General features: G+C 66.2%; 17 protein-coding genes. 12 read left to right on the forward strand and 5 right to left on the reverse strand.

The genetic code is table 11. The features are described 5' to 3' along the window. Positions 1-46 precede the first annotated feature (46 nt). The 5 genes from ACYQ26_RS12695 to ACYQ26_RS12715 all read left to right on the forward strand — a co-directional run bounded on the left by ACYQ26_RS12695 (position 47) and on the right by ACYQ26_RS12715 (position 3,796). Positions 47-232 (forward strand): CbtB domain-containing protein, encoded by a 186-nt coding sequence (locus ACYQ26_RS12695; RefSeq protein ID WP_459809267.1) that lies wholly within the window; start codon positions 47-49, stop codon positions 230-232. After that, positions 232-1,002, forward strand: coding sequence for a CbtA family protein (locus ACYQ26_RS12700; protein WP_459809268.1), 771 nt, complete (start codon positions 232-234; stop codon positions 1,000-1,002). Before ACYQ26_RS12695 ends, ACYQ26_RS12700 begins: the two co-directional genes overlap by 1 nt. Positions 1,003-1,005: 3 nt before the next feature. Then, complete coding sequence (locus ACYQ26_RS12705; protein WP_459809269.1) at positions 1,006-1,353, forward strand: (2Fe-2S) ferredoxin domain-containing protein; 348 nt, start codon at positions 1,006-1,008, stop codon at positions 1,351-1,353. Between the two features lie 87 nt (positions 1,354-1,440). Continuing rightward, a complete protein-coding gene (locus tag ACYQ26_RS12710; RefSeq protein ID WP_459809270.1) occupies positions 1,441-2,631 on the forward strand; it encodes a thiolase family protein in 1,191 nt (396 codons plus the stop codon). Between the two features lie 94 nt (positions 2,632-2,725). After that, the gene (locus ACYQ26_RS12715; protein ID WP_459809271.1) at positions 2,726-3,796 is read left to right on the forward strand and encodes a quinone-dependent dihydroorotate dehydrogenase; all 1,071 of its coding nucleotides are present in this window, start codon (positions 2,726-2,728) and stop codon (positions 3,794-3,796) included. Positions 3,797-3,843: 47 nt separating this feature from the next. On the opposite strand, the gene ACYQ26_RS12720 is transcribed toward ACYQ26_RS12715, so the two are convergent. The 3 genes from ACYQ26_RS12720 to allB all read right to left on the reverse strand — a co-directional run bounded on the left by ACYQ26_RS12720 (position 3,844) and on the right by allB (position 5,910). Continuing rightward, entirely contained in the window at positions 3,844-4,083 is a 240-nt protein-coding gene (locus tag ACYQ26_RS12720; RefSeq protein WP_459809272.1) for a hypothetical protein, read from the reverse strand. A gap of 138 nt (positions 4,084-4,221) precedes the next feature. Next, positions 4,222-4,458, reverse strand: a complete 237-nt coding sequence (locus tag ACYQ26_RS12725; RefSeq protein WP_459809273.1) for an AN1-type zinc finger domain-containing protein — start codon at positions 4,456-4,458, stop codon at positions 4,222-4,224. 84 nt (positions 4,459-4,542) lie between these two features. Beyond that, complete coding sequence (gene allB / locus ACYQ26_RS12730) at positions 4,543-5,910, reverse strand: allantoinase AllB (protein WP_459809274.1); 1,368 nt, start codon at positions 5,908-5,910, stop codon at positions 4,543-4,545. A gap of 278 nt (positions 5,911-6,188) precedes the next feature. Here allB and ACYQ26_RS12735 point away from each other — a divergent pair, with 278 nt between their 5' ends. From ACYQ26_RS12735 to ACYQ26_RS12750, 4 genes are all read left to right on the forward strand, one after another. Beyond that, positions 6,189-7,160 carry an NAD-dependent epimerase/dehydratase family protein gene (locus ACYQ26_RS12735; protein WP_459809275.1) on the forward strand — a complete coding sequence of 324 codons (972 nt, stop codon included), beginning with the start codon at positions 6,189-6,191 and terminating at the stop codon, positions 7,158-7,160. 212 nt (positions 7,161-7,372) lie between these two features. Beyond that, the gene (locus ACYQ26_RS12740; RefSeq protein ID WP_459810749.1) at positions 7,373-7,726 is read left to right on the forward strand and encodes a hypothetical protein; all 354 of its coding nucleotides are present in this window, start codon (positions 7,373-7,375) and stop codon (positions 7,724-7,726) included. Positions 7,727-8,374: 648 nt separating this feature from the next. Beyond that, positions 8,375-8,884, forward strand: a complete 510-nt coding sequence (locus ACYQ26_RS12745; RefSeq protein ID WP_459809276.1) for a helix-turn-helix transcriptional regulator — start codon at positions 8,375-8,377, stop codon at positions 8,882-8,884. Between the two features lie 179 nt (positions 8,885-9,063). After that, complete coding sequence (locus tag ACYQ26_RS12750; RefSeq protein ID WP_459809277.1) at positions 9,064-11,022, forward strand: Ig-like domain-containing protein; 1,959 nt, start codon at positions 9,064-9,066, stop codon at positions 11,020-11,022. Positions 11,023-11,295: 273 nt separating this feature from the next. Here the strand turns inward: ACYQ26_RS12750 and ACYQ26_RS12755 are convergent, their stop codons facing one another. After that, the gene (locus ACYQ26_RS12755; protein WP_459809278.1) at positions 11,296-11,799 is read right to left on the reverse strand and encodes a DUF7344 domain-containing protein; all 504 of its coding nucleotides are present in this window, start codon (positions 11,797-11,799) and stop codon (positions 11,296-11,298) included. 360 nt (positions 11,800-12,159) lie between these two features. Further along, a complete protein-coding gene (locus tag ACYQ26_RS12760) occupies positions 12,160-12,360 on the reverse strand; it encodes a DUF7563 family protein (RefSeq protein WP_459809279.1) in 201 nt (66 codons plus the stop codon). 608 nt (positions 12,361-12,968) lie between these two features. Between ACYQ26_RS12760 and ACYQ26_RS12765 the strand changes: the two genes are divergently transcribed. From ACYQ26_RS12765 to ACYQ26_RS12775, 3 genes are all read left to right on the forward strand, one after another. Then, positions 12,969-13,301, forward strand: coding sequence for a helix-turn-helix domain-containing protein (locus ACYQ26_RS12765; protein WP_459809280.1), 333 nt, complete (start codon positions 12,969-12,971; stop codon positions 13,299-13,301). 292 nt (positions 13,302-13,593) lie between these two features. Further along, positions 13,594-13,869 (forward strand): PadR family transcriptional regulator, encoded by a 276-nt coding sequence (locus tag ACYQ26_RS12770; RefSeq protein WP_459809281.1) that lies wholly within the window; start codon positions 13,594-13,596, stop codon positions 13,867-13,869. Positions 13,870-14,247: 378 nt separating this feature from the next. After that, on the forward strand, positions 14,248-15,246 hold the full coding sequence (locus tag ACYQ26_RS12775) for a DUF1616 domain-containing protein (protein WP_459809282.1): 999 nt from the start codon (positions 14,248-14,250) through the stop codon (positions 15,244-15,246). Positions 15,247-15,524 lie beyond the last annotated feature (278 nt).

Here is a 15,524-nt window from a genome sequence, read left to right on the forward strand (position 1 = left end):
AGCGCAACCTTTACAACTTAAGTTTCAGTAGGTAAACTTGGTTTGTATGACACGGACCGAAACCGTTTCGGATCGCATCGACGCCGCACGGAGTGACTGCTCGGCGACCGAAATCGCCGTCGGGCTCGCGTTCGCCGCCGCGATCGCGTTCACGCTGGTCTTCCTGCAGGAGCCGCTCGTCCACGACGCGATGCACAACTTCCGGCACGCGGCCGGCATCGTCTGCCACTGATGCTGTACGACTACCTCAGGCGAGGCGTCGCCGCGGGCGTCGTCGCCGGCCTCGCGTACGGCCTGTTCGTCGCGCTCGTCGCGAACCCGCTGAGCGGGTACGTCGAAACGGTCGGCCACGAACACGCGCACGAGCACGGCCACGGTCACGCTCACGCCCATTCGCACGCCGTTTCGGAGCTCACGACGACCGTCGTCAGCATCGGTAGCGGCGTCCTCTGGGCGATCTTCCTCGGCGGCGTCTTCGCGATCGCGCTGTACTTCCTCGAGCCGGCGCTGCCGGGCCGGGACGCCGCGAAGGCGTACGTCCTCGCCGGCGCGGGCTTTCTGACCGTTTCGGCGACGCCGTGGCTCGTGTTACCGCCGGCCGCTCCGGGCGCCGAACACCTGTACGGCGTGGGGACTCGGCAGGCGCTCTACCTCGCGCTCGTCGTCGTCGGTGCGATCGTCGCCGCCGCGTCGGTCCTCGCGTACCGGCGGGCGGCACCGCGGCACCGCCTCGCTGGCCTCGCCGCCGGTGCGGCCCCGCTGCTCGCCGTCGGAATCGCGCTGCCGCTCCTCACGCCCACGACGGTCTCCCACCCCGGACTCTCGGCCGACCTCGTCGCGACCTATCAGGGGCTCGTCGTCCTGAGTCAGGCCGCGCTCTGGGCGCTGCTCGCGGGCGTGTTCGGTTGGCTCCACGACTGGGAGTCCCCGTCGACGACCGACGTGGCCCCGGGACCGACCGGAGACGCCGGGACTCGAGACGACCGCGTCGCGAACTCGTAACGCATGCGCGATCGAACCGCCAAGCAGCGCGAGCGCCTCGACGCGCACGTCTTCGTCTGTACGACCGAGCGCGACTCGGATCACGCCTGCTGCGGGGACGCCGGCGCCGACGAGACGTTCGACGCCGTCGTCGACTGGCTGCGCGAGCGGGACGCCTTCTGGACCGCGGTCTCGGTGACGACGACCGGCTGTCTCGGCCTCTGTAGCGAGGGCGGGACGGCGATCGCGATCCAGCCGCGCAACGAGTGGTACTCCGACGTCCAGCCCGACGACGTGCCGGCGCTGCTCGAGGACGCCTTCGGTCCCGAAGCCGAGCGAGTCGCCGCCGGAGACGGCGGGGAGCGCCGGTAAACGGCGGCCGTCCGTCGCTGCGTTCAACGTCGGACGACCGTCCGACCGAGCGCGAACATTCTTCCGCGCTCGCGTGGTCGACCCACCATGACCGCGCCCACGGATACCGATAGCGACGTCGTCCTCGTCGACGGCGCGCGAACGCCCCACGGAACGCTGCTCGGCTCGCTCGCGGACGTCGAGGCGGTCGAACTGGGACGGACGGCGCTCGACGGTCTCCTCGAGCGCGTCGACGTCGACGACGCCGCGATCGACTGGGTCGCCCTCGGCAACGCCATTCAGGCGGGTATCGGACAGGTTCCGGGCCGGCAGGTCGTCGTCGAGTCCGGGCTCCCGAACGAGACGCGCGCGACGACGATCAACGAGGCCTCGGGGTCGGGGATGAGCGCCGTCTCGCTCGCGGCCGATCGGATCGCCGCCGGCCGTGCCGACCTGGCGGTCGCGGGCGGCTTCGAGTCGATGACCAACGCGCCGTGGATTCTCCCGGACTACCGGAAAGGCCGGCGGTACGGCGACGTCGAACTCACGGACTCGATGCTCTACGATTCGCTGTGGGACGTCAACCTCGACGTCCACATGGGCGAGATCACCGAGGGACTGGTCGACCGCGAGGGTATTTCCCGCGAAGCACAAGACGAGTACGCCCTCGAGAGCCACCGGTGGGCCGCCGAGGGGATCGAGTCTGGCGGGTTCGACGACGAGATCGTGCCGGTCGAAACGAACGGCGAAACGGTCGACACTGACGAAGGCCCGCGGCCCGACTCCACGCTCGAGGACCTCGCCCAACTGCCGACTCCGTTCCGCGAGGACGGCACGATCACGCCCGGCAACGCCTCGAAGCTCAGCGACGGCGCGGGCGCAGTATTGTTAGCCGACGCGGACGCGGCCGACGAGCGCGGCCTCGAGCCGATGGCGCGGCTCGTCGACTATACGACCGCGTACCGGGACCCCGACCGGTTCAACGAGGCTGTCGGCGACGTCACCGAGGCGCTGCTCGAGCGCAACGACCTCACGGTCGACGACGTCGACGCCTACTGGATCAACGAGGCCTTCGCCGCGCAGGCGGTGTACGTCATGGACCGCGTCGGCATTCCGCGCGAGAAGCTGAACCCGCAGGGCGGCGCGGTCGCGTTCGGCCACCCGATCGGGGCCTCCGGCGGCATGCTCGCGGCGAGTCTGGCCTACCAGCTTCGTGACGATCCGGACGTCGAGCGCGGCGTCGTCGGGATGAGCATCGGCGGCGGCGGGGCGATTCTGGGGCTGCTCGAGGCATACTGAGCGTCGGGGTCGCCGCTGTACACCCGCTGCGGAACGGACGCAGAGCCGGCGCGCTCCGAGACGTTTACCTACCGTCCGTTCGCATCCCCACCAAATGACGCTGTACTCGCGGGTTCGTCCCCTCGCGTTCAAGCTCCCGGCTGAGACGGCCCACGGCCTCGGGAAGCGAGCGCTCCGGGCGGCTCAATCCACCCGTCCGACGCGGGCGGCCCTCTCCTACGCGTACCGGTACGAGCACCCGGCCCTCGAGGTCGACCTGTTCGACACCTCCTTCCCGAACCCGGTCGGCGTCGCGGCCGGCTTCGACAAGAACGCAGAGGTGACCCACGCCCTCGAGGCGCTCGGCTTCGGCTTCGTCGAGATCGGCACCGTCACGCCCTACCCGCAGGCGGGCAACGACCGCCCGCGACTGTTCCGACTGCAGGCGGACGAGGGCATGGTCAACCGCATGGGTTTCAACGGCCAGGGGATGGAGCGCGTGAAGGCCCGCCTCGAGGACGACGGCACGCCGACGGTTCCGCTGGGCGTCAACGTCGGCAAGATGAACTCCTCGAGCGAGGACGAGGCGATCGAGGACTACCGCCGCGTCTTCGACCGGCTCTCGCCGTTCGCCGACTACGTCGTGGTGAACGTCTCCTGTCCGAACACGCCCGACGAGTTCGACGAGGCCTCGCCCGAGCATCTCCGGGCGATCTTCGAGACGCTCGAGGCGGAGAACGAGGCGGACGTGCCCATTCTCGTCAAGATCGGCCCCGACGAACCCGAAGACGCCGTGCTGGATCTGGTCGACATCGTCCAGGAGTTCGGCCTCGACGGGATGATCGCGACCAACACCTCGACGAGCCGCGAAGGGCTCGCGTCGCCGAAGCGCGAGGAGTGGGGCGGCTTGAGCGGGAAACCGATCGAGGACCGGTCGACCGACGTGATCCGGACCATCGCCGACTACACCGACGGCGACCTCCCGATCGTCGGGGTCGGCGGTGTCGACTCCGCTGCGAGCGCCTACCGGAAGATCCGGGCCGGCGCCTCGCTCGTCCAGCTCTACACCGGATTCGTCTATCGGGGCCCCTCGACCGCCAAGCGGATCAACGAGGGGCTGGTCACGCTCCTCGAGCGCGACGGGTTCTCGTCGGTCGAAGACGCGGTCGGGGCGGACCTCGAGTAACGGGTGCGCTCGAGCGTCGCGACCGGAATCGATTTAGTCGAGACTCGCTACGAGGACGCGTTCGACGGATCCGGATCGTCGATCGCGTCGTCGAGGCCGTGTAGCTCTGCAGGACCGACGGCGCGGTCGGAGCCGGTCGACCGGATCTCGCGGTTCGACGACTCCTCGCGCTGGTGCTCGACGGTCGGCGCCGCGTCGCCGTCGGTCACCGATAGGTAGACCGACTTGAGTTGTTCCGTTCTGTCCGTCTCGGACTCTCGTTCGGCGTCGGCTTCGATATCGGCCATCGTTCGGTCCCTCACCGGATCGCAGGGCCGACTCGAGAATATAAACACCCCGTTACTCCCAGTTCGCGGGAACGTCACCGCGGGCGGAACGAGTTCGCCGAGGCGCCGCTGGTAGCCGCGAGCGCGCGTCGCTATGGCTTACCGGCTGAGAAGCGATTTTAACCGCGAGAGGAGCCCGCCCCCGCTGTCGGACCCAATTTTCGCCTGCTCGCCGCTCGCCCGGAAGTCCGGGCCGAGCGTGTTCGCGGCCGACACCGCGGGACAGTCGTGGTTCTCCGGCAGCCGGTGCTCGGAGCAGTAGCCGTCGCCGCAGTACGAGCAGGAGTTTTTCATGCTGTCGTCGCCGGAACATCCCGGATAGGCACAGTCTCCCATTCGGTTCTAGGGAAGGGGTCAGATAGTATCAATCTGTGGTTCGTCGCTAGTTCTCCGCGACCGAAACGAGACCGTACGCCGCGTTTACTCGACGTCGACGCGGGTGCCGTATCCCGACTCGCCGACGACCGTGCCGTCCTCGTAGACGACCTCGCCGCGGACGACCGTCGCGACCGCCTTGCCGGTGAAGGACTCGCCGATGAACGGCGTGACGCAGTTCTTGGAGTGGAGTTCGTCGGCGTCCTCGAGCGTCCACTCACGCTCGGGGTCGACGATCGTGAAGTCGGCGTCGGTGCCGATCTGGAGCGACCCCTTCTGCGGGTACATGCCCCAGATCTGGGCGGGTCGGGTCGAGTGGCGCCGGACCCACTCCTCCATCGTCAGTCGGCCCTCGTTCACGAAGGTGAGCATGACCGGCACCTCGGTCTCGAGGCCGACGAACCCCGAAATCGCCTCCCAGGTGTTCCCGAAGGGATCGTCGACCTTCTTCTCCTCGGGGGTGTGGGGTGCGTGATCCGTCGCGATGGAGTCGATCGCGCCGCCCTCGATGCCGACCTCCCAGAGTTTCTCGCGCTCGTCGGCGTCCCGGATCGGCGGCTGGATGCGGGCCGGGTTCCCCTTCTCGCGCATGACGTCCTCGGTGAACCAGAGGTAGTGGGGCGTCGTCTCGGCGGTCACGTCGACGCCGCGCTCTTTCCCGCGGGCGACGGCTTCCGCCGCCGATCCCGAGGAGACGTGGAACATGTGCACCTTCGCGCCGGTCTCCTCGGCGAAGGAGATCATCCGCTCGACGGCTTCCTGCTCGGCGATCACGGGGCGAGAGTGGGAGTGATCGATGGGGTCGTTGCGCCCCTCGGCCTGGAACTGCTCGGTGTAGTGGTCGATGATCTCCCCGTTCTCCTCGTGGAACCCGAGTCGCTTGCCCGTCTCGCGGATCTTCTCCATGGCCTCTATGATCTCGCCGTCGTTCGGCGGCGGCACGTCGCCGACGGTCGAGCCGAGGAAGATCTTGAAGCCCAGCGCGCCGGCCTCGTCGATCTCGGGGATGAGATCGAGGTTCTCCGAGGTGACGACGGCGTAGCTCTGGAAGTCGACGTGGGCCGACGCTTCCCCGCGCTCGAACTTGAGTTCGAGGTGCTCGGGTCGGTCGATGACGGGGTCGGTGTTCGGCATCCCGACGACGGTCGTGACGCCGCCGGCGGCGGCCGCGCGCGTCGCGGACTCCCAGTCTTCCTTGTACTCGAGGCCGGGTTCGCGGTTGTGGATGTGGCCGTCGACGATGCCGGGGACCAACACCTTCCCCTCGGCGTCGACGACGCGGTCCGCGTCCGGCAGGCGGTCGCTGCGGCCGACGGCGACGATGGTGCCGTCCTCGACGGCGACCCCCGCGTCGGGCGTGCGCCCGGCGGGCGTGACGACGGTACAGTTGCGGACGACGAGGTCGACGGTCATTGCCCTGCGTTTGCCGAGGGCGGCGCATATAGCTTCTGTTGGCCGGCGGCGGCCGTGACGGGCCGGCGGTCGCTACGACGGGTGTCCTCGCGCGAGTGTACCTCCTATCCGATTCGTCGTCCGCTCCAACGGCGACGCTGTCGGCGCACGGACACTCGAGACCGCCGACACGATACCGCAGTAGCGCCGATAAATACGATATTACACGCCGTAGGCGCCGGGTACGACCGGGTACGAATAGTATACTAAACCGACGGGAGATGGTCGACAGGCGAGTAATGGACTCGTCATCGTCACCGATCCGCGATCAGACGGTTCTCGTGACCGGCGGCGCCGGCTTCATCGGCAGTCACCTCGTCGACGCCCTGAACTCGCACAACGAGGTCCGGGTGCTCGACGACTTCTCGACCGGCAGCCGGTCGCACCTCCCCGACGGCGTCGATGTTTTCGAGGGGGACGTCCGCGATCCCATGCTGCTCCAACGGGCCGCCCGCGGCGTCGACCTGATCTTCCACCACGCGGCCATCGTCAGCGTCACCCAAAGCGTCGACGCGCCGCGCCAGAGTAATCGGACGAACCTCGAGGCCGGCCTCCTCGTCCTCGAGCAGGCCCGCCAGGAGGACGCCCGCGTCGTCGTCGCCTCGAGCGCGGCGATCTACGGCCACCCCGAGGAACTGCCGGTGAGCGAGCGCGCCGCGACGAACCCGACCTCGCCCTACGGCGTCCAGAAGCTCGCGCTGGACCAGTACGCCCGCCTCTACGAGGAACTGTACGACGTCCCCACCGTCGCCTTGCGGTACTTCAACGTCTACGGCCCGCGCCAGCAGGGCCCCTACAGCGGCGTCATCTCGACGTTCCTCGAGCAGGCCCGCGCCGGCGAGCCGATCACGATCGAGGGCGACGGCGAGCAGACCCGCGATTTCGTCCACGTGGACGACGTCGTCCGGGCGAACCTGCGGGCCGCGACGACGTCGAACGTCGGCGAGGCGTACAATATCGGCACGGGCGATCGAACCTCGATTCGCGACCTCGCAGAGACGATCCGCGACGCGACCGACTCCTCGTCGCCGATCGTCCACAAGGATCCCCGGCCCGGCGACATCAGACACAGCCGCGCCGACGTCTCCAAGGCCGGCCGTGACCTCGGGTTCGAGGCGACCGTCGGCCTCGAGTCGGGGATTCGGTCGCTCGTCAGCGCTGACTCGGCCGAGCCGTCGGAACCCTCGATAGAGACGACAGCGGACTCGTAGTCGGTGGCGTCGTTCGCTCCGGCCGGGCGTTCGATCACCGTGCATAACCCTTGTGTCAGTATCGACGTATTTAGCGCCCACAAAACGCGGTATCCTCGCGACCGGTACGGCCCATCGATCGATTGACGGTGGCACCGTCGGCGTCGGGTTTCTGTAGGTGAGAGATAACTATCGGCGTCGACGCCTCAGACATCTATATGATCGGCAGCCCTCTGATCGACAACCTCATCGTCTTCGGCGTGAGCCTCCTGATCGGCGCGCTCGGCATCTACGCCGGGGCGAAGGTGGTCGTCGACGCGGCCGACTACACGTACGCGATCATCACCGCGCTCATCGGCGCGCTCATCTGGGGGATCGTCGGACTTTTCTTCGGCTGGATCCCCCTGTTGGGCCCGATACTGGCGTTCATCGCTTACCTGGCGGTGATCAACGCCCGCTATCCGGGCGGCTGGATCGACGCCGCGGCGATCACGCTCATCGCCTGGGTGTCGGTACTCGTCGTGCTGTACGTCCTCGCCATCCTCGGCGTGACGGCCTTCGACGCGATCGGCGTCCCCGGCGTCTGATCGCCGTCGTCTGCTCGATCCTCGTCTCCGTCCCGGCCGCTCTCGATCCGCGCCGGTGACCTCGAGTCGGCGAACCGCGCTCGAGTCGGCCAGAGCACGGAGCGCCGATCGCGGTTCGAGTCATTACAGTTACGTATTACCGAGTAAAGCCGGATCGAATCCGGGCTAATCGAGCCGAACGTCCGACTGCGTTTATTCGGTGGGTTGGCGAACGACCGTCCGACTATGAGATCCGAGTTCATCGTCAGCCATCCGTTCGCGGCGTCCGTCGCGTCACCGGCGAGAGGCGACGGAACGGGACGGTTCGATCCCGAGTTCGGCCACCGCAGGTCGAGGTCGACCGACCGCGCGCCCGACCGCGGCGCCGTTCACGGCCGGCCGGCGCCAATTCGGCCGATCGCTGCGGATGCAGGGAGAGCGAACTTGGACGATGAACTCGCGCTTGCTAGCACTGAGGCCTGCTGCACCCGCTTCGGCGGAGGTGGTAGGATGACCGAGTCGTCGACCGCGCCGTCAGTCGGAACTCGAGATATATAATTTCGAATTAAATTAATCTAAAACAATAGTAAACCATGACTATAAAAAGTGATTTGTGGTACGCCAACGACGGTACAGAGACGACCAAGGATCGCGGCCACAGCCAACGCCATGAGCAGTAACACACAGACTTCGATTCCCGACGTCCCGCTCGTACTACCGGACGGCGGCGTCAGCGAACTGCTCGAGCCAGGCCTGGCGGACGGACGCTCGGTGGCATCGCCGGCGGCACTTTCCGACACGCCGCTCCAGTTGGCCGGGCCGCACCTCGCCGCGCTCTTCGGCATCGTGGCGCTCGCGCTGTTGGGCGGCGTCCTCGCGGTCCGAAACCGACTCGACGAGCGCGATCAGCTCGCGGCCAGCCAGGAGCAGCCGGCCGACGAGTTCGTCACCGACCGGGAGAAGATCCGGCAGCTCGTCACCGAAAACGGCGGCCGGATGAAACAGTCGCGGATCGTCGACTCCGTTGACTGGTCGAAGGCGAAGGTCAGTCGCCTGTTGGCCGAGCTCGAGGAGGAGGGCCAGATCACGAAACTTCGGCTTGGCCGGGAGAATCTGGTCTGTTTGCCCGGGCACGAACCGACGGCCTCGAAGTCGCCCGAACAGGCCCAAAACGAGTAGTGCGGAAGCGAGTTCAATAGGTATTTTCCGACCCGGCGTCGACCTGCGACGCCGCGTTTCGCAATCGGAACGCGTCGCTGATCGGCTGTTAACGGTCATAGTAGGCTGTTTCTCGCCGAAATGGTTGTCCCCGTTTATGCGTCTGATCGGACGAGTAGCCGCTGCCTTCACGGCAGACTATGAACGCACGCAATCAGGTACTGGTCGTCCTCACCGCACTGCTGATGGTATGCTCGAGCGGGGCGATGGTTGTCGGCGCATCCGGATCTGGATCCGGGTCCGGGGCAACCGTCGCTGAGCAGCCGGCAGGTGAGCAGACGACCGCCGAGACACAGGCGCAGACGCAGGCACAGGCACAGAACGATACTCAAAACGAAACGGGCGACGAACCGGTCGCGATCGAGCCCGATACGGACGACGCCGACGGCGACGGGCAACAGCCCGCGTACGTGACGTTCGAGGACCAGACGACCCAGGGCCAGACGGTCGTCGTCGACGAGGTGTCGATGGCGAACGGCGGCTTCGTGGCGATCCACGATAGCAGCCTCCTCACCGGGAACGTCATCGGCAGCGTCATCGGCAGCTCGACGTACCTCGAGGCGGGGACCCACGAGAACGTCGAGATCACGCTGGACGAGCCGCTCGGAGAGAGCGAGACGCTGGTCGCGATGCCGCACCGCGACACGAACGACAATCAGGAGTACGACTTCGTCGAGCAAGAGGGCCAGGCTGATGGTCCGTACACCGACGGCGGTCAGCCGATAACGGATCAGGCGGTCGTGACGGTCGGCCAAGCCGAGGAACCGGTCGATCAGACGCCTAACGAGACCGACGAGCAGCCCGTCGATCAGGAGCCCAACGAAACCGACGACCAGCCGGTCGAGCAGGAGCCGATCGGTGAAGAGCCGAACGAAACCGACGATCAACCCGTTGAACAGGAGCCGATCGGTGAAGAACCGAACGAGACCGACGAGCAGCCGGTCGAGCAGGAACCGATTGGAGAGGAGCCAAACGAGACTGACGAGCAGCCAGTCGAGCAGGAGCCGATCGGAGAGGTGCCGAACGAGACCGACGACCAACCCGTCGATCAGGAACCGATCGGTGAAGAACCTGAGGAAGAGCCCGCTGACGTACCCGACGAGATCGAGTCGGCGATCAACGTCAATATCGAGCAGGCGAACATCTTCGTCCTCCTCGGTGACGGACAGCACACCGGCGATACCCCGATGCAGGACGGCGACATGCCGATCGGCGCCGACGGTGACGGAGACGACGTCCTCGACGAAAACACGACCGACGTCGGCGAGTCGAACGTGACCGATACCGTCAACGAGAGCGACATCGAGGGCGTCCACAGGATCTCGCTCGGCGAACAGACCGTCCTCATCGTCGTCGACGACGCGCAGATGGCGGACGGTGAGAACGTCACCGAAAATGAGACCGAGATGGCCGTTCGCGGGCAGGTCAACGTGACGATCGAGCGGGCGAACATCTACGTCATCATCGGCGGCGCCGACGAGATGCCCGCCGAGGAAGAACCGGCCGAGGTGCCGATCGAAGAGCCGGTCGGGGACGAACCCGTTGACGAAGAGCCCAACGTAACCGAGCCCATCGGCGAAGAACCCAACGTAACCGACGAGGAGCCGAACGTAACCGAACCCGAGGAGCCGAACATCACCGAACCTGAGGAACCGAACATCACCGAACCCGAGGAACCGAACATCACCGAACCCGAGGAACCGAACGTAACTGAGCCCATCGACGAAGAGCCCAACGTAACCGACGAGCAACCGGCGGACGAGGAGGCCCAGCCGTTCGTCGTCGATGAACTCGAGGCGCCGTCGTCGGCGGAGGTCGGTGAGACGGTCAACGTCACCGCAACGATCACGAACCCCTCCGAGACGGAGGCCACGCAGGAAGTCCAGTTCCGCCTTGACGGCGATCTGCTCGCCACAGAGGACATGACGATCGACGGCGGTGAAAGCGAGGAGATTACGTTCTCCCTCGACACGAACGGCCTCGAGGCGGGAACCTACGTCCACATGGTCCTGACCGAGGAATCCGGCGCAGTCGACATCCTCGAGCTGACGCAGGGCGACGGACTGAACCAGACCGATAACGCCACCGTGGCTGGGTAAGACGAGTTCCGACGTCGCTCGCGCAGGGAACCGTCGACACCAGCCGAGACGCACGCTCATCTTCTTTTCGCGCTGCGACTCCGAGAACGAGGCACGCATCCGGCCGTCAGTACCTCGGACTGTCGAACGGTGAACGGTGTCCCGTCCTCTCGAGACCGTCCGCCGAGCGTCGCGACCCACGTTGGGTTCGACGGGAGTTCGAATAGCGTCGGCACTCGACGAGAAGAACCAGAAGAAGCGAGGGGCGAAACGGAGAGCGATGCCGCCGGCGGCTCAGGCGAACACCTGGTACGGGCTGCTCGCGGCGATGACCAGAAAGACGAGCACGCTCCACAGTACGGGATCGATGCTCGAGAGGGTCGGCAACTCGAGTCCCGTGAGCGCGATGACCGCGAGACCGAGCACGGACGCGATCAGGTGAAACTGGAGGACGGTCGACGGATCGTCGTCGTGGCCGTCGACGTACGCGAGGACGTCGTCGAAGTGCGGGCCGGGTTGGATCGTCTTCGCCTCGGAATCGTACTCGATGACGTCGTCCTCCTCGAGTTGGGGGAGGTGCGTCTGCTGGAGGGAGACGTAGACGCTCTTGTAGAGGTTGTTCGGCACGGGCGTGGTGTCGGATTCCGTTTCGGCGATTTCGGTCGCGACCTGCGAGACGTCGACCTGCCCGGACTCGTTCGCGAGCAACTGGACGATCGCGCGGCGCCTGTCGTTGCCGAGGATGTGAAACACCTCGCTTTCCGCCAGCGACCCGGAACGACTCGTCTGGACCGACATTGATCAAGAGGAGATCGCGAACGCGCTATCGACGGACAGTCCATCGCCTACCATCATACACGTCTCCCATTTTGCGAACCACTAACTTTAACCTGCTGTATTATTTACAAACGTATTTATGGGAAACGATTGAACTCTCGATCGAGAAACGGGGACGGGACGGCGTCGTCGGTCCGAGAGGGGATTCGGATCGGCGCCCGCACGACACTGATCGGCCATCGCGTCGATCGCCGCGCCCGTCTCGCTTCGAGACGGGGTCGACGGCGTGTGCGTCTCCGTCCGGCGGATCGGCGGCTGTCGGTTACGCGCGGCTCGAGGCGGTGGCCGCGATCGGTGCAGGGCGAGCGGGACCGCGCCAGCTCACTCCGATTCGTCGCTCGGCAGGTGGCTGCCGGACTGCATCTCCCGATATGTCGTACAGCCCGGACAGCCGTGGACGACGTCGCCGTTGTCGCCGAAGACGCGGGCGAACTGTTGGGTAACGTGGGTCCCGCAGTTTCGACAGCGTGCGCCGGCCGTCGACGATTCCATGGGTCGCCAGTCGTGTTGGTTTGAGTTCATAGTCGGTGTCGGTTGTGGTGGGGGTGTAGAGGCGGGTACGAACGCCCGTACCTATCGCGGTCGTCGTGTCGGTACCGACGGGCTCGTCCGTCGCCGGGGACCGCGAACGCGATCCGCGGACGACGCTGTGCAACGGAGTCGTCCGAGCACAGTACAAGCGGGGAAGCAAACGCGAATAAAGGAGGGCGACCGTTCACCCGTGCCGCCGAATAGGAGGGCCGGAAACAGCGTCTTTCCGGACGATTGCCCGGTAGAACCGATCGAGACCGTCGAATTCGAGCGTATCGAATCGGCCACCTCAACGTGAATTTGTACGGCTTGCGTCGCGTTCGATGCGAAAAGACCCGATTGATCGAGCGAGACGCCGGGAGAAACGTCGTGTTTCTCCGCAGAAACGGGAAGTTTCGTCGCTGAATGACGGTCCTACGGACGATAAAGTACATCGTTATAAAATACCCGTATCGCTTACCGGTTGTATCGCCGGAACGTAATGGTGGCATCCCCAATGACGGCTTCCGACCGATCCGATCGCCGCGCATCGCCCCCTCTCGAGACCGAGAGCGAACGACCGACCCTCTCAGCCACGCACCGCTAAGCACTGTATCACTATGTCCACGCAAGCGAGCAACACTCGATCGGAACTGACCGCGGATTCGACGGCACAACTCGACGTCCTCGGCGACGAATGCGCCCGCACCATTCTCGTCGCGACGAGCGACGGGCCGAAGACCGCCAAGGAGCTGACGAAACGGACCGACAGCTCGTCGGCGACCGTCTACCGTCGGATCAACAATCTACTCGAGAGCGATCTCCTCGCGGAGTGCGTGCGATTCGAGGACGACGGATCGCACACGACGGCCTACGAGGCGACGGTCGACCAGTTGCGGATTCGAATCGGCGCGGACGGGATCGACGTCGCGCTGGCGAACGCCGATCCGTGACGCCGACGGGACCCGCGATCCATCGGACCGGCTCGACGGCCCGGGCGATCGACCGAACCGGCGACGACGAGACGCCGATTATCGCGAACTGATACCGATCACGGCGACCGGTTCCCCGCGGAGAACGGTTACGGCGGCGGATTTCGACCAGTGTCAGACTCGTTCGTACGATCGCGACGTTCACGAGAACGCGAATTTTATCCTCCGCTCTCCTGTTGAAAGATGTACTAACGACCCTGTACGACGCGGATAACAAATATCCACTCACTGGAACGGTCACTGTGATTGAGCAATGCACGATCTAACCGGCTTCCAGCGAGATCTCCTGTACGTGATCGCGGGCGCCGATCGGCCGTCGGGGCAAACGGTCAAAGACGAGGTCGAAAAGTACTACAGCTCCGAGATCAATCACGGACGGCTCTATCCGAATCTCGACACGCTCGTCAACAAGGATCTCGTCGAAAAGGGGCAACTCGACCGCCGGACGAACTACTACGCGATCACCGACGACGGTCGACAGCGGATCAAAGAACGGCGGGAATGGGAGGAGCAGTACGTCGATTTTTAAACGGGACACGTCACCGATCCGGATCCTGTCGGACCGCCGGGTGAGATGGTGGACGCGGTTCGCTGCGGGGAGCCGCTACGCGCTACGGAGAACGACAGCGGTGCGACCGGGCCGGCACCTCGAGGCGACCGACGGAACCGCGACGGGGTTACGGGGCACGTACCGGGCCGCCGATCGGCGAACGCAGTCGCGTCGAACGGGTTCCGGCGGCCGACTCCGCCCCGTCGCGCCTTCGGCTTCGGTCGCCCGTTCGCCGCTCGAGCGTCCGATTTCCGGGATAACGCGGCCATAACAAAACGATAGCGGGTGTATCGATCCCGTCACAATGGTACCTGGATCGGCGAGAGGCGGACCGAGCGAACAACCGGTGAGTCAGCGATGAGTTTTCCGACGAACGCCCGACCGCGGCTCGGTTTCGTCCGGAAGTATCCGGTCGATCTGGCGCTGGTCTCGCTGGTCGCCGCCCTCGCGGCGCTCGTCGTCACCGGCGTTCCGGCCGGGAACGCCGGTCGGCTGCTCGCGGCGTTCGCGCTCGCCCTCTTTCTGCCGGGCTACGCGCTCGTGTCGGTCCTGTTCCCGGCGGCGGCGCGGGACCCTCGGGCGGACGCGGAAACGGAGATCGAGCGCCGGCCGCGGGGAATCGACACGGTGGAGCGGCTCGGCCTGTCGTTCGCGCTGTCGATCGCGATCGTGCCGCTGGTGGGGATCGTCCTGCCGCTGACCGAGTGGGGGCTGGCGACCGAGCCGGCCGCGGCGGCGCTGGCCGGACTCACCGTCGCGCTGGCGCAACTGGGCGTGCTCCGGCGGCTCCGGACGCCCGCGTCAGACCGGTTCACGGTCTCGCTGACGGCGACGCTCGGCCGACTGCGCCGGGACGAGGGTGCGGTCGCGACCGCCTCCTCGGTGATACTGGTCGTCGCGATCGCGGCCGCGACCGGGGCGCTTCTCGTCGGCTTCCTCTTTCCGGCGTCGGCTGGCGGGTTCTCGGAGCTCGGCCTCTACACCGAGAACGAGGACGGCGAGCTCGTCGCGGGCGAGCTTCCGGACGAGGTGGCCCCCGGCGAGTCCGTGCCGGTGTCGTTTGCGATCGAGAACCACGAAGGCGAGGAGACGTCGTACACGGTCGTCGTCCAGCAGCAGGTGCTCGAGGACGGCGAGGTCGTCGAGCGGACGGAACTCGGGCGGATCGACGGCACCGTCTCGGCCGGTTCGACGGGCGTCGCCGAGCGCGAGATCACGCCGACGGCCGGCGACGGCGAGACCGTTCGAATCAGTCTGCTCCTCTATCCCGGCGAGCCGCCCGCCGAGCCGACGAACGAGAACGCCGAGGCCGACACCTACTTCTGGGTGACCGTCACGGACGACGCGGCCGCGTAGCTCGATTCTCTCCGCTCGTCGGTCTCCGAGTCGACTTTTCGCGTCCAGGTCGCTCGTCGGACGGCGACGTCTTTCGGCTGAAACCGCAGACCGTCACCTCGACCCGTGTACTCGTCGTTTTTGCAGGAACGTCGGTACTCGAGACCGATTTCTCGACGATCGTCACCGCGAGCATCGACGCGTCGCACGTCGAGTCCGCATCGCCACTCGAGCGGGGATCGGGGGTCGAGAACGAGTCGCTCGCGGGAGCGGCCGCGAATCGCGACGGTCGGGTCGAG

Source organism: Halopiger thermotolerans (assembly GCF_054654555.1).

Excerpts from the sequence above, each read along its gene's own strand:
- ACYQ26_RS12695 (WP_459809267.1), top strand. The coding sequence starts at position 47 with ATGACACGGACCGAAACCGTTTCGGATCGCATCGACGCCGCACGGAGT.
- ACYQ26_RS12700 (WP_459809268.1), top strand. The coding sequence starts at position 232 with ATGCTGTACGACTACCTCAGGCGAGGCGTCGCCGCGGGCGTCGTCGCC.
- ACYQ26_RS12705 (WP_459809269.1), top strand. The coding sequence starts at position 1,006 with ATGCGCGATCGAACCGCCAAGCAGCGCGAGCGCCTCGACGCGCACGTC.
- ACYQ26_RS12710 (WP_459809270.1), top strand. The coding sequence starts at position 1,441 with ATGACCGCGCCCACGGATACCGATAGCGACGTCGTCCTCGTCGACGGC.
- ACYQ26_RS12715 (WP_459809271.1), top strand. The coding sequence starts at position 2,726 with ATGACGCTGTACTCGCGGGTTCGTCCCCTCGCGTTCAAGCTCCCGGCT.
- ACYQ26_RS12720 (WP_459809272.1), bottom strand. The coding sequence starts at position 4,083 with ATGGCCGATATCGAAGCCGACGCCGAACGAGAGTCCGAGACGGACAGA.
- ACYQ26_RS12725 (WP_459809273.1), bottom strand. The coding sequence starts at position 4,458 with ATGGGAGACTGTGCCTATCCGGGATGTTCCGGCGACGACAGCATGAAA.
- allB (WP_459809274.1), bottom strand. The coding sequence starts at position 5,910 with ATGACCGTCGACCTCGTCGTCCGCAACTGTACCGTCGTCACGCCCGCC.
- ACYQ26_RS12735 (WP_459809275.1), top strand. The coding sequence starts at position 6,189 with ATGGACTCGTCATCGTCACCGATCCGCGATCAGACGGTTCTCGTGACC.
- ACYQ26_RS12745 (WP_459809276.1), top strand. The coding sequence starts at position 8,375 with ATGAGCAGTAACACACAGACTTCGATTCCCGACGTCCCGCTCGTACTA.
- ACYQ26_RS12750 (WP_459809277.1), top strand. The coding sequence starts at position 9,064 with ATGAACGCACGCAATCAGGTACTGGTCGTCCTCACCGCACTGCTGATG.
- ACYQ26_RS12755 (WP_459809278.1), bottom strand. The coding sequence starts at position 11,799 with ATGTCGGTCCAGACGAGTCGTTCCGGGTCGCTGGCGGAAAGCGAGGTG.
- ACYQ26_RS12760 (WP_459809279.1), bottom strand. The coding sequence starts at position 12,360 with ATGAACTCAAACCAACACGACTGGCGACCCATGGAATCGTCGACGGCC.
- ACYQ26_RS12765 (WP_459809280.1), top strand. The coding sequence starts at position 12,969 with ATGTCCACGCAAGCGAGCAACACTCGATCGGAACTGACCGCGGATTCG.
- ACYQ26_RS12770 (WP_459809281.1), top strand. The coding sequence starts at position 13,594 with ATGCACGATCTAACCGGCTTCCAGCGAGATCTCCTGTACGTGATCGCG.
- ACYQ26_RS12775 (WP_459809282.1), top strand. The coding sequence starts at position 14,248 with ATGAGTTTTCCGACGAACGCCCGACCGCGGCTCGGTTTCGTCCGGAAG.